9 protein-coding genes are annotated in these 13,417 nt (G+C 70.8%); 6 read left to right on the top strand and 3 right to left on the bottom strand.

The genetic code is table 11. The features are described 5' to 3' along the window. Nucleotides 1–2: 2 nt before the first annotated feature. Entirely contained in the window at nucleotides 3–4,052 is a 4,050-nt protein-coding gene (locus tag ACFVYA_RS11010; RefSeq protein WP_387044513.1) for a family 43 glycosylhydrolase, read from the bottom strand. Nucleotides 4,053–4,321: 269 nt separating this feature from the next. On the opposite strand from ACFVYA_RS11010, the gene ACFVYA_RS11005 reads away from it, so the two are divergent. From ACFVYA_RS11005 to ACFVYA_RS10995, 3 genes are all read left to right on the top strand, one after another. Next, nucleotides 4,322–5,701: a glycoside hydrolase family 43 protein gene (locus ACFVYA_RS11005; protein ID WP_387044511.1), complete on the top strand. Its 1,380-nt coding sequence runs from the start codon at nucleotides 4,322–4,324 to the stop codon at nucleotides 5,699–5,701. A 21-nt stretch (nucleotides 5,702–5,722) separates the two neighbouring features. Further along, nucleotides 5,723–7,159 (top strand): RICIN domain-containing protein, encoded by a 1,437-nt coding sequence (locus tag ACFVYA_RS11000; RefSeq protein WP_387044509.1) that lies wholly within the window; start codon nucleotides 5,723–5,725, stop codon nucleotides 7,157–7,159. A 78-nt stretch (nucleotides 7,160–7,237) separates the two neighbouring features. Beyond that, entirely contained in the window at nucleotides 7,238–8,989 is a 1,752-nt protein-coding gene (locus tag ACFVYA_RS10995; RefSeq protein ID WP_387044507.1) for a cellulase family glycosylhydrolase, read from the top strand. Here the strand turns inward: ACFVYA_RS10995 and ACFVYA_RS10990 are convergent. Next, nucleotides 8,986–9,651: a TetR/AcrR family transcriptional regulator gene (locus ACFVYA_RS10990; RefSeq protein ID WP_387044505.1), complete on the bottom strand. Its 666-nt coding sequence runs from the start codon at nucleotides 9,649–9,651 to the stop codon at nucleotides 8,986–8,988. The two genes, ACFVYA_RS10995 and ACFVYA_RS10990, sit on opposite strands and share 4 nt — an antisense overlap. A gap of 83 nt (nucleotides 9,652–9,734) precedes the next feature. Between ACFVYA_RS10990 and ACFVYA_RS10985 the strand changes: the two genes are divergently transcribed. Beyond that, a complete protein-coding gene (locus tag ACFVYA_RS10985) occupies nucleotides 9,735–10,844 on the top strand; it encodes an FAD-dependent oxidoreductase (RefSeq protein WP_387044503.1) in 1,110 nt (369 codons plus the stop codon). On the opposite strand, the gene ACFVYA_RS10980 is transcribed toward ACFVYA_RS10985, so the two are convergent. Continuing rightward, on the bottom strand, nucleotides 10,845–11,522 hold the full coding sequence (locus ACFVYA_RS10980) for a TetR/AcrR family transcriptional regulator (protein ID WP_387044501.1): 678 nt from the start codon (nucleotides 11,520–11,522) through the stop codon (nucleotides 10,845–10,847). 68 nt (nucleotides 11,523–11,590) lie between these two features. On the opposite strand from ACFVYA_RS10980, the gene ACFVYA_RS10975 reads away from it, so the two are divergent. Then, nucleotides 11,591–12,700, top strand: coding sequence for an FAD-dependent oxidoreductase (locus ACFVYA_RS10975; protein ID WP_387044499.1), 1,110 nt, complete (start codon nucleotides 11,591–11,593; stop codon nucleotides 12,698–12,700). A 523-nt stretch (nucleotides 12,701–13,223) separates the two neighbouring features. After that, nucleotides 13,224–13,400 (top strand): hypothetical protein, encoded by a 177-nt coding sequence (locus ACFVYA_RS10970; protein WP_285989651.1) that lies wholly within the window; start codon nucleotides 13,224–13,226, stop codon nucleotides 13,398–13,400. Nucleotides 13,401–13,417: the final 17 nt, after the last annotated feature.

Raw genomic sequence — 13,417 nt, 5'->3', positions numbered from 1 at the left:
GCCTACCTGACCGGCCGGACGCTCCCGAGCGTCGGCACCACCTTGGCGATCGTGCCGTCCGCGGCGAACCGCAGCCGGTCGATGGTCACTTCGCGGTGGGTGCCGTCGCCGCCCGGGATCGCGAAACGGTGGTAGGCGATGTACCAGTCGTCCGTTCCCGGCCCCTGGACGATGCTGTGGTGTCCGGTGCCGAGGATGCCGAGCGAGGGGTCCTTCTCCAGGATCACGCCCCGGTTCACCAGCCCGGCGCCCAGCGGGCTCGTCGCCGTCGCGTAGCCGACGCGGTAGTTCTCGCTGCCCGTGTCGTCGATGGACCACGTCAGGTGGTACGTGCCCGCGCGCTTGGTCATGAACAGCCCCTCGCGGAAGCCGTCGAGGCCGGTCAGGCGGGTGATCTTCGCCGGGTCGTAGGAGACCAGGTCGGCGTTCAGCGGCACGACGTAGGCGTTGCCGTTGCCCCAGTACAGGTAGGTCTGCCCGTCGTCGTCGGTGAACACCGCCGGGTCGATCGCCTGGCCGCCGGCCGGGTTCGCCGCGATCAGCGGCTTGCCCAGCGCGTCGGTGAACGGGCCGGTGGGGGAGTCCGACACCGCGACGCCGATCTTGGCGTCCGCGCAGAAGTAGAAGTAGTACTTCCCGTTCTTCTGCGTGATGGTCGGCGCCCACGCGCGGCTGTCCGCCCAGGACACGTCCGGGCCGAGGTCGAGGATCTTCGGGTGCCGCGTCCAGGTGAGGAGGTCCTTGCTCGACCACGCGTCGAACGTCGTGCCCGACCAGCCGGGGTAGCCGTCGGTGGTGGCGTAGATGTAGTAGGTGTCGCCGAAGCGGACGATGTTCGGGTCCGCGTTGAAGCCGGGCAGCACCGGGCTGTTCATCACCACCGCGCTGACCGTCCACGTCCGCCTCTGCCAGCCGGCGCCGACGACCGAATAGCCCACCGGGCCGGTGAAGTCCTGCCGCGAACCGTTGTGGGGGAACACCTGCGTGCCGTCGGCCACCTGCAGCACCGGCGCGAGGCGCCGCACGTCCGTGCCCGGCTTCACCGGCAGGACGATCGTGCCCTTCGCGCTGTCGATGATCGCGGGCACCTTGAGCGAGTCGAGGGTCACCGACCCGACGGCCGTCTCGTTGCCCGGCGCGCCGAGCACCTCCTTGGCCGTCAAACCGCGGTCCCACACGGTGAACCGGCGCATCTTGCCCTGGAAGTACTTGTCGGCACCGTAGGCCGACCGGCCGAGGTAGTTCGACGTCGTGAGGCCCGCGCCGAGATCGCCGGGTTTCGCCGTGACACCGTCCACATGCGCCACTTCGACGCCGTTGTCGTAGAGCCGCGCCGTCCCGTTCGCCAGCGTGTACGTCAGGGTGTGCCAGGCGCCGCGGGTCAGCGCCCGCTTGCTGTCGGTGTTCTGTTCGGTCGACCAGTTGCCGGGCGCGATCGCGGCCCGGTAGGTGTCCCCGGTCGCGAAGAGGTAGCCGTCGCCGGTGTTGTCGGTGCTGTTGCCGAGGTTCCAGAGGAAGTACGGCGTCTGCTGAGCGGGGTCGACCCACACCTGCGCCGACACCGTGATCCCGCTCAGGCCGCTCATCAGGTTGTTCGGCAGGGCGACGTAGCCGTCCTTGCCCGCGAAGGAAAGCCCGTCCGCCGAGCGCGTGACGCCGCCGTGCATCGTGGCGTTCCGCCCGTTCCCGGAGACGTCGGTGACGGTGTCGCCGCGGCCCGCCGCCGTGAGGTCGTAGTCGGCGACGACCCCCTTCTTGTCGGCCGTCACCGGCGGCGGCCCCTGCCGCAGCCGGGCGAGCTCGGCCTTCGTCACCGGCAGCACCGTGCCGTGGCGCGGGCTCTTCGGGAGCTGGTACTCGGCCGGGATCGTCCAGTTCGGCTTCGCCAGCGAATCGGTGACGAACGGGACGTAACCGCGTCGGGGCGTCTCGTCCATGAAGGCGTAGAACTTGCTGCCGTCGTTGGACTTGAACGCCGTCGGGCCTTCCACCCAGTCGGTGCCGAGCTTCGTGCGGATGCAGTCGTCCACGAGCTGCCAGTTGCGCGGCTTGGTCGTCGGCAGGTCCACCGCGCGCAGGTTCTTCGACCGTTCGAGCACGATGTCGCGCTCGCAGGAGCCGATGACCTTGCCGTCGGTGGTCAGGCGGTAGTAGTAGTCGCCGTCCTTGATGACGGTGGAGTCGATGACCCCGGCACCGGGGTCGTTCCACACCTGGGGCTTGCTGAACGTCCGGAAGTCGCGGGTGGTCGCGTACATCATCCGCGGGTACGTCGGGCCGGTGTGGCCGGCGTCCGTGGGGGCGTAGGGGCTGGTGGCCCAGTAGACGACGTAGGCGCCGATCGAGGGGTCGTAGGTCGCCTCCGGCGCCCACGTCATGCCGGCCGTGTCGTCGGAGACCCGGACGTGGCGCTGGTTCGACCAGGTCACCAGGTCGGTCGACTCCCAGATCTCCAGGTACTGGCTGCCGTGGCGCTGTGCCTGGTCCCAGCCGCGGCCGTCGTTGATCTGCAGGTCGGTGGCGACGATGTAGAACCGGTCGCCCTCCGGGCTGCGGACGATGAACGGGTCGCGCACGCCGGTCTCGCCGTAGTTCGAGCGCAGGACGGGCCGGCCGCCGTTGAGCTCGTCCCAGTGCAGCGGGTCGTTCCCGCGGCTGGCCGCGAAGTGGATCTGCTCGGTGTCCTGGGTCGCCTCACCGGTGAAGTAGGCGAACATGTAACCCTCGAGCGCTTCCTTCTTCGGCAGCGGCAGGACAGTCACGGTGAAGGACCGTTCCGCGGTCGCGTGACCCTTCGTCGCGCGGACAGTGAGCCGCGCCTTGGCCGGCCGGGCCCCGGCCGCGGGCCGGGTCACCTCGCCGGTGGCGGTGACGACGCGGGGGTCCTGGCTGCACCAGGTCAGCGTGACGTCGCGGGCGCCCTTGACCGGCAGGGTGATGTTGCCGCGGATCGCGTCCTGGTCGGGGAGGACGATGTCCCCGAGCGCGTTGTCGACCTTCTGCCGGTCGGTGATGTCCTGCAGCACCGTGACGGTGAAGGAGCGGCTCACGCTCTGGCCGGCGTAGGAGACAGCCGCCGTCAGGGTCACCTTCGCGTTGCCGGCGCCGGGGGCGGGCCGCGTCACTACCCCCGTCGCCGACACCACCGCCGGGTTGCCCGACGACCAGGTGATGGCCGAGCCGCCGGCGCCCGTCCTGGGCAGGGTGAGGTTGTCGGTGACGGCGGAGGTGTCGCCGAGGTCGAGGGCGGCCGCGTCGGCCGTCGCGCGCCCGGCGGCGGTGCGCTCGCCGAGGGCGCGGGCTTCGTCGGCGGTCACCGCGCGGTCGTAGACGCGGAAGTCGCGGACGCTGCCCTTGAGGTACTTGTCGCCGTCGTAGACCGACCGGCCCAGGTAGTCGGCGGTCGTGGTGCCGCCGCCGATCGAGCCGGGCGTGATCGTGACACCGGTCTTGCGGGCGGCTTCGATCCCGTCCTCGTACAGGACCGCGGTCCCGCCGCCGAGGGTGTAGGTGATCGTGCGCCAGCTGCCGCGCGCCAGGTTGCGGCCCGCGTCGGTGGTCTGTTCGGTGGACCAGTTGCCGGAGGCGATGGAGGCGCGGAACCCGTCGCCCGTGGTGAACAGGTAGCCGTTCCCGGCGCCGCCGGTCGTGTTGCCGAGGCCCCACAGGAAATACGGCGTGCCCTGGTCGGCGGCGATGTTGACCTGAACCGAAACCGTGATGTCCGTGAGACCTCGCATGAGGTTGTCCGGCAGCCGGACATGCCCGTTGGTGCCGCCCAGGCGCAGGCCTTCGTCGCCCTGCCACGTCGTGTCGCCGCTGACGCTGGCGTTGCGGCCGTGGCCGGAAGCGTCGGGCACGGTCGTGCCGGAGCCGCCGGTGAGGTCGTAGCGCACGACCAGGCCGTCGTCCAGCGTTGCCGCATGGCCGGAAGTGGCCCAGACGGTGGTGGAAGCCGCGGCCACGGCCAGCGTGGCGAGGACCGCGGTCAGCGGGCGGGACCGCCGGAAGAACTTCGGCGACGACGTCGTCGCCGAGAGTCGAACGGGCATACCGGTTCTCCAGGAGGTGGGCGCCGACGGCGCGGGAAAAGGGTGATGCGGCTGATTCCGGGACCTGGGAACGGTCGCCGAGCGCGGAGTGAGCGCTAACATAGCTGCCGATCCCCGCGGGGTCAATTGGCTGTTTTGCCTGGTGGTGTCCCGCGTCCCGACGATCGGCCCCTTGACACCCTGTGGCGCGCGTCACCTACACTACGACCGCTTGTTAGCGCTAACAATCCTGTTTGTTGCCCGGTACTCGACGACGAGATGGGTGGACGATGATCAGTCGACGTGGACTGATGGCGGGCACGGCGGCAGCCGCGGTCGCCGGCGTGCTCGGCAGCAGGGCAGCGGCCCGCGCCCAGGCCGCCTCCGGCGGGTACGTCATGGCGTACTTCACCGAGTCGCCGTCGATGACGGGCGCCGACTACGGGCTGCACTTGGCGGTCAGCGCGGACGGCCTCGACTGGATGCCGCTCAACCAGAACAACCCCGTGGTGACGCCGACGGCCGGCACCGGCGGGCTGCGCGACCCGTTCGTGCTGCGCAAGCAGGACGGCCGGTTCGTCGTGCTGGCGACCGACCTCAAGGGCACCGACTGGTCGCTGCAGAACCAGTACGTCCACGTCTGGGATTCGGCGGACCTGCGCGGGTTCACCGGCTACCGCCGGATCAAGCTGCACTCGATGGCCACGCACAGCTGGGCACCCGAGGCGTTCTGGGACCCTTCGCGCAACCAGTACGCGATCATCTACTCGGCGGCCTACGGCGGCCACGACGTCATCATGGTCAACTACACCACCGATTTCGCGACGGTCAGTGCGCCACAGGTGTTCTTCGACCCCGGCCACGCGACGATCGACGGGACGATGGCCACCATCGGCGGCGTCAACTACCTGTACGTCAAGAACAACACCAACAGCACCCTGGTCGGCCAGCGCTCCGGGGCCCTGGCTCCCGGCAGCTTCACCACCTACAAGACCGGGATCTCACCCGGGCGGGGGGTGGAGGCGCCGCAGATCGTGCCCGCGCTGTCGGGCAACCGCTGGTACCTCTGGGGTGACACGTGGAGCCCCAACGGCCGGTTCTTCTGCTGGGAGACCACCGACGTGGCCGCCGGGAACTGGACGTTGCTGAACGACCGCGCCTACACGCAGCCGCTGAACTCCAAGCACCCCGGGATCACGCCGATCACGGCCGCGGAGCGGTCCGCCCTCGTCGCGCAGTGGGGCGCCCCGGCTTGGCGGCGGCTCAAGTCCTACAACTTCCCGGACCGGTACGTCCGGCACGCGGACTCCGTCGGACGCATCGACGCCTATCCGTTCGACCCGTACCAGGATCAGCTGTGGAAGCTGGTGCCCGGCCTGGCGGACGCCACCGGTGTGTCGTTCGAGTCCATCAACTACCCAGGCCGGTACCTGCGGCACAGCAACTACGAGCTGCGCCTGGCGGCTGACGACGGCTCGGCGACGTTCAAGGCGGACGCGACTTTCCACCAGACGGCGGGACTCGCCGACGCGAGCTGGTCGTCCTTCCGCTCGCACAACTTCCCCGACCGCTATCTCCGGCACTACTCGTACGTGCTGCGGATCGACCCGCTGAGCAGTTCATCCTCCACTGTGGACAAGCAGGACGCGACGTTCCGCGTCGGCTACTGACACGCTTGCGAAGGAGCCGTCATGCTACGACGACGTAGCGCGGTTTTGTCCTTGCTCGTGCTCGTCACCTTGCTGTTCGGCGCGCCCGGTGCGCAGGCCGCGGCGGTGACGGTGACCAACGGGAGCCAGTTCACCGACACCTCCGGCGCACTGGTGCACGCCCACGGCGGCGGGATGCTCAAGGTGGGCGCGTACTACTACTGGTTCGGCGAGAACCGCAACGCCGACGACACCTTCCGCGCCGTCTCGGTCTATCGCTCGACCGACCTGAAGACCTGGGAGTTCCGGGGCGACGTGCTGACGCAGTCGTCGGCGGCCGAGCTGGGCCGGGCGAAGATCGAGCGGCCGAAGGTGATCTACAACAGCTCGACCGGGCAGTACGTGATGTGGATGCACAAGGAGAACGGCGACGACTACGCCGAAGCGCGCGCGGCCGTGGCCACCTCGTCCACGGTCGACGGCGGCTACACCTACCGCGGCAGCTTCCGCCCGCTCGGTGCCCACATGTCGCGGGACATCACGCTGTTCAAGGACGACGACGGAACCGCGTACATGGCCTCCGCGGCCCGCGAGAACGCCGACATGAACGTCTACCGGCTCACCGCCGACTACACCGGTGTCGCCGCGCTGGTGCGGACGCTGTGGCCCGGCTCGTACCGCGAGGCGCCGGCGATGTTCAAGCGCAACGGCGTCTACTTCCTCCTCACCTCGGGCGCCACGGGCTGGCAGCCGAACCAGCAGAAGTACGCGACGGCCACCAGCGTCACGGGGACGTGGAGCGCGTTGGCGAACGTCGGGGACTCCACCGGTTTCGGCAGCCAGACCGCGTACGTCCTGCCCGTCCAGGGTGCGCAGGCGACCTCCTACCTGTACCTGGGTGATCGCTGGGCGGGTGCCTGGAACCGTCCGGTCAACGAGTCGCGGTACGTGTGGCTGCCGCTGGGTTTCCCCAGTGCCACCACGATGTCGATGAGCTGGTACCCGAAGGTGAGCGTCGACGCGTCGACCGGCGTGGTCGCCGGCGTCGGCACCGGAAGCGCGTACGAATCGCTGGTCGCCCGCCACAGCGGCAAGTGTGCGGACATCTCGGGTTCGTCGCGCGACGACGGCACGCCGGTGAAGCAGTACTCGTGCAACGGCGGCTGGAACCAGCAGTGGAGCGAACTCGACCTCGGCAACGGGTACGTCACCCTGATCGCCCGGCACAGCGGGAAGTGCCTCGACGTCTCGGACGGCTCCACCGCGGACGGTGCCGCGGCGGTCCAGTGGGCGTGCAACGGCGGCACGAACCAGCAGTGGCAGCTCCAGGCCGCCGACAACGGCTACGTCAGGATCGTGGCCCGCCACAGCGGAAAGTGCCTGGACGTCGTCTCCGCGTCGACGGCCGACAGCGCCGCCCTCAAGCAGTACCCGTGTACCGGCGTGGCGAACCAGCAGTGGCTCCGGCGGGCGGCCTGACAGCTCCGTTCGGCCCTTGACGGGCCAGGATCGGGTCGCTAGCTTTTGCGAAACTCCTTCATGTTTGGGGCCGCCATCATGCGCCTGCTCGTGGCTTTGCTCACCGCCGTGGCGATGACCTCCGGTGTCGTCGCTTCCGCTGTCGCCGAAGACGTTCCGCAGCACCGGCTGACCGTGCGCGGCTCGGCCTTCGTCGACGAGTACGGCCGCGAAGTGGTCCTGCGCGGCTTCAACGTCTCGGGCGAGGTGAAGCTCGCGGAAAACGGTTTCCTGCCGTTCGCCAACGCGGCCGACGCGCGCCGGTCGGCCCAGGCGATGCGGGCGCTCACCGGCGCGAACGCCGTGCGGATCCCGATCGCGTGGGCCGGGACGCAGCCGGTGCGCGGGCCGGTGAACACGCAGTACCTGGCCGCGCTGACCGACCAGATGAAGGCGTTCCTGGACGAGGGGTTCACCGTCCTGCCCGACTTCCACCAGGACCTGTTCTCCCGCTACCTGTTCAACCGCGGCAGCTGGTACACCGGCGACGGCGCGCCGAAGTGGGTCGTCGACCTCGGCGGCTACCCCGCGGAAAGCTGCGGCATCTGCGCCCACTGGGGCCAGAACATCACCCAGAACGGCGCGGTCCAGGACGCCACGAAGGACTTCTGGCACAACGCCCGCGGCGTCCAGGACGAGTTCGTCGGCCAGGCCGTCCAGACGATGTCCTACCTGCGGGCGAACCTGAGCGCCGCGCAGTTCGCGGGCGTCGCGGGCATGGACCCGTACAACGAGCCCTTCGCCGGGCGGTACGACCAGGGCCAGGACAGCAAGGCGTGGGAACAGAACGTGTTGTGGCCGTTCTTCAAGCGGTTCCGCGACGCGATGGATGCCGCCGGCTGGCAGGACAAGCCCGAGTTCGTCGAGCCGAACATGTTCTGGAACGCCAACATCTCCTTCCAGCTCCACCCCGGCGGCTTCCAGGACACCGGCGTCATGGGACCGCGGTACGTGTTCAACACGCACTTCTACGACCAGCTCGCCCAGTCCGGCGTGTTCATGCCGGGCAAGGCGGGTGACGGCCAGTACAGCGGGAGCTTCGGCACGGTCCGGGACCGCGCGGCCGCGCTGGGCACGACGGCGATCGTCACCGAGTTCGGCCACCCGATGACCGGCTACACCTCGGACAAGACCCCGACGGTCGACAAGGCGATGTACCAGGCCCTGGATTCGCGGGTGTCGGGCGCGAACTGGTGGGGCCGGCCGGCGCAGTCGGGCCCGGTGCTGTCGGCGACGCAGTGGCAGTGGGACGTCTACAGCGGCCGCCACCACGAGCTGATGAACGACAACCCGGACAAGGTCAAGACGGACGGCGACGCCTGGAACGGCGAGGACTTCTCGTCGGCCCGCACGGCGGACGACGGCACGGTCCAGCTCCGCCAGGACGCGCGCCTGCTCGACCGCCTGTACCCGGCGGCGGTCGCCGGGCACACGCTGGCGTTCACGTACGAGGACCGCTCGCGCGACGGAAGCCAGACGCTGACGTGGAACCGGATCCCGTCGACGATGCCGGCGACCGCGGCGCTGACCGGCGCGGGCCGGTACGGCGTCCTGGTGTGGCAGGGGACGGACGCGGGTGCGCCGACCGAGCTGCACGTTCCGGCCGGGCTGACCCCGACGGTGGTCACGGACCTGGCGTCACCCACCCGGGTGGGTGACCGCCTGCGCCTGCCGGCCACGCCGGGCCTGCACTACGCGCTGATCGCGGAACCGGCGGCGGCGCCGACCGCGGCCCAGCTGGCGGCGGTCCGGGCGGAACTCGCGGCCTGGGCGCCCACGGCGGTCCGCTAGCGCAGGGTGGCGATCCCGGCCAGGAAGATGTCGACGCCCGCGAGGAACTGCTCGCGGTCGTCGTGCTCCCGCAGCTGGCCGGCCGCCTGGTGCACGAACGGGTACTCGTCCGGGTCGAGCGCCGCCCACCGGGCGGCGACCGCGCCCAGGAAGTCCGCGCGGTCGCCCTCGTCGGCGGTGAGGAGCCGGGCGTTGGCGGCGTTCTGCCCGGCGACGCCGAGCACGTAGTTGACGAGCGCGCCCGCGGCGTCGAACAACGCCCGCTCGGGCACTTCGAGCGCCACGAGCAGGCCGCCGATGCGCTCGTAGACCTCCAGGAGCGCCGGTCGCCACGGCTCCCGGGACAGCTGGGCGCCGACCCAGGGGTGGGCGTCGATCGCGTCGAACAGGCCCAGCGACACCGTGCGCAGCGCCTCCCGCGGCTCCCCCTCGACGACCGCGTCGCCCATGACGCGGGCGATGACGGCGTCGGTGGCCGCCGCGAGGAGGTCGCTCTTGTTGGCGACGTGGTGGTAGATCGCGCCGTAGCCGGTCGACAGGCGGGCGGTGAGCGCGCGGAACGTCAGCGCGGCCTCGCCGCCCTCGTCGAGGATCGCGGCCGCCGCCCGCACGATCACTTCCTTGGACAGCCCGTCCGTGCGCCGCTGGGCTCGGTTCGCCATGTGCCGATCATCGCACGGTTGGAACGTCGATCCAAACTCGTGCTAGCGTGACGATTGGAACGACGATCCAATCGGAGGAAGCCATGACTGTCACGATCATCGGAGCCGGCCTCGGCGGGCTCGTCCTGGCCCGCGTCCTGCACCTGCACGGCATCCCGGTCGAGGTCTACGAGGCCGAAGCCTCACCGGCCGCCCGCCGCCAGGGCGGCATGCTCGACATCCACCCCTGGAACGGCCGGCCGGCGCTCGAGGCGGCCGGCCTGACCGAGGGGTTCCGGAAGCTCGTCCTGCCGGGCCGGGAATCCACGCGTGTGGTCGACCGCCACGGCACCGTGCTGCTCGACCAGCCCGACGACGGCACCGGCGAACGTCCCGAAGTGCAGCGCGGGGAGCTGCGGCAGCTGCTGCTCGACTCGCTGCCACCCGGCACCGTCCACTGGGGACACAAGGTCACCGGGGTGCGGGCCCTCGGCGACGGTGGCCACGAGGTGCGCCTGGCCGACGGCACGAGCATCGTGACGAGCCTGCTGGTGGGCGCGGACGGCGCGTGGTCGAAAGTCCGTCCGCTGGTCTCCGCGGCGACCCCGGAGTACGTCGGCGTATCGGTCGTCGAGACGTTCCTCTTCGACGGCGACGCCCGGCATCCCGCCGCCGCGAAGGCCGTCGGCGCGGGTGCGCTCTACGCGTTGGCGCCCGGCAAGGGGTTCGTCGCGCACCGGGAAAGCGGCGGGACCTTGCACACGTATGCGCAGCTGTTCAAGCCCGAGGAGTGGCTCGCCGGGGCCGACGCCGCGACCGTGACGGCGCGGGTCGCCGAGGAGTTCGCCGGCTGGGCCCCCGAGCTGACCGCCCTGATCACCGAAAGCGACACCCCGCCGGTGCTGCGCCGCCTCGCCACCCTGCCGGCCGGGCACCGCTGGGCCCGGGTACCCGGGGTGACCTTGCTCGGCGACGCGGCCCACCTCATGCCACCGAACGGCGAGGGCGCCAACCTGGCCATGCAGGACGGTGCCGAACTCGGGCGGGCCCTCGCCGCTCACCCCGGCGACGTGGAGACCGCGCTCGGCGAGTACGAGCAGGCCATGTTCGCGCGCGCGGCCGCGGAAGCGGAAGACGAGGACGTCTACGCGATCATGTTCGGCGACGACGCCCCGCACAGCATGGTCGCCCTGCTCACCGGCGCCGCGCAGTAGCTAGCCGATGCCCGCTCCGATGCCGTCGAGCAGGAAGTTCAGGCCGATGCGGAAGGTTTCGTCGGCGTCGAGGTGGGCGGCGTCGCGGACGACCGTCTCCAGCGCGGGGAACCGGCCGGTGGCGAACATCCGCACCAGGTAGGGCCCGTGGGTGCGCTGCCACTGCCGCTGGTCCATCCCGCTGGCGCGTTCGGCCCGCCGTTCGGCGATTTCCCGGCGGACCGCGCCGATCACGTACGCGTCGACGGCGGCGGCCACCGGCATGACCACATCCACGTCGACGCTGTCCAGCGCGGCCAGCACCGCCTCGCCCCTGGCCAGCGCGTTCGGGCCGAGCTGTGGCCGGCCGCCGATCAGGTCGGCGAACCACTCGTGCCGGTACGCGGCCTGCCGGGTGGCCTCGGCCACCGACGTCAGCACTGCGCGCCACCCGTCCCCGGCCGGCCGGATCTCGGCGTGGACGGCGTCGACCATCAGGTCGAGCAGCTCGTCCTTCGTGTCGATGTAGCCGTACAGCCGCATCGGCCCGACGTCCAGCGCGGCGGCGATCTTGCGCAGCGACACCGCGTCCAGGCCGGCTTCGTCGGCCAGCTCGACCGCTGTCCGGACGATCAGGTCCCGGCTCAGCGGGGCCGGCGCCGGCCGGTTCGCCGGCTCCGGTCGTTCCCACACCAACATGGGCGTGACAATACATCGGCTGCCGCGATACACTGTATCGAGACGTACGGCGTATCAAAGGGGGAATCATGACCATCGCCATCGTGGGAGCCGGCATGGGCGGCCTGGCGCTCGCCCGGGTCCTGCACGTGCACGGCATCGAGGCCGTCGTGTACGAACGCGACGCTTCGCGCGGCGCCCGCCGCCAGGGCGGCATGCTCGACATCCATTCCGGGCAGCGGGCGCTGCGCGAGGCCGGCCTGCTCGAGGAGTTCCTGGCGATCGCTCGCCGGGAGGGGCAGGACATGCGTCTCCTGGAACCGGACGGCACCCTGCTGCTCCAGGAGGACACGCCCGACGACGCCCCGATGGCGCGCCCCGAGATCGACCGCACCGACCTGCGCAACCTGCTGCTCGACGCGCTCCCGGAGCGAACGGTCCGCTGGGGTCGCGCGTTCGACCGCGCCGAAGAGGGCGTCCTGTACTTCGCCGACGGCACCAGCGCGCGCTACGACCTGCTGGTCGGAGCCGACGGCGCGAACTCCCGGGTCCGGGCCCTGCTCACCGACGCCCGCCCGGAGCACCTCGGCCAGAACGCGGTCGAGCTCGCGATCTCCGACATCGACCGCACCCACCCCGACCTGGCGGCCATGGTCGGGCGCGGCAACTACTGGGTGTTCGGCGACGGCAAGTCCCTGTCCGCACAGCGCAACGGCGACGGCTGCGTCCGCATCGGCATCAGCTTCTACAACACGGGCGAAGACTGGTTCGCCACGAGCGGCATCCCGTTCGACAACCCGCCCGCGGCCCGCGCCCGGCTGATCGAGCTCCTGGCCGGCTGGGACCCCCGGATCACGGCCCTGATCGCCGCGTCCGACGACACGTTCGTGCCCCGATCGCTCACCGCCCTCCCGGTCGGCCTGACCTGGCCCTCATCACCAACGGCGACGCTGATCGGCGACGCGGCGCACCTGATGCCCCCGGTGGGAGAGGGAGCGAACATGGCCCTCCTGGACGGCGCCCTCCTCGGCCTGGCGCTGGTGGCGCACCCGGACGATTTCGGGACGGCGGTGGCGGAGTACGAGAAGGAGATGTTCGAGCGCACGGGAGCGGCCGCCCGGATGTCGGCGGACATGCAGGAGCTGCTGATGTCCCCGGACGCGAGCCGCAGGCTGCTCGAGTTCTTCCAGCCGAGGTAAGGAGGCGACGCATTTCGCCGACGGTCACCCTGCCGCCCGGTGGCAGGGGCCGCCTTTGGCCGGTCCGATCGCTGCTGGCGATTTCCCGGCCGCGCCTGGCCTCTGGCCGACCCCGAGCGTGACGCTGCCCGGCGCCTCTACTGCCTCAGTGAAGGAGGGCACGAACTCGGCGCCGCCGCGCTCGGTGATGCGGTGCCCCTCGCGCGGCGGAGTCCTTCTCGACGGGCCGAGGGTGAGCGCACCTGGTCCAGGTCAGCGCAGCTGCGGCGAATCACGCCCGAGAAGTGTTCGAGCGCACCGCCGCGGCCGCCCGGACGCCGGCGGAATCCCGGCGTTGCCGATCTTCCCGTGCGCCACGATCCGCCATGGCCCCGGTCATCGGTATGCGTGAACCCGGGCTCGGCCGCCGCTGAATCGGCGTATCGCGGGCCTTGATCCGCCATGCGGACGCTCACAAACCGGTCGTCGTGTTGCATGATGAGTACTCACCCGATCGCGGGGCGTGGTGCGAGGGAGGACCGTAATGCGGCGAGCGCGGGGCGAAGTGACGACAAGCATGGTCGACCTGAGCCGGCTTTCCCTGGCCGAATTGCGCAGCAGCGCCGATCCGGTGCTGCTGCGGTCGATCCGGCTGGTCGCGGGGCGCACCGCGTGCAGTCGCACGGGTGTGCTCGACAACCAGGCACCGCGGGTGCCGTGACCGGCGGATAGGGGACC

Source organism: Amycolatopsis sp. NPDC058278, from assembly GCF_042881395.1.
Lineage (GTDB): Bacteria > Actinomycetota > Actinomycetes > Mycobacteriales > Pseudonocardiaceae > Amycolatopsis.
This window is presented reverse-complemented; position numbering and strand designations above follow the sequence as displayed.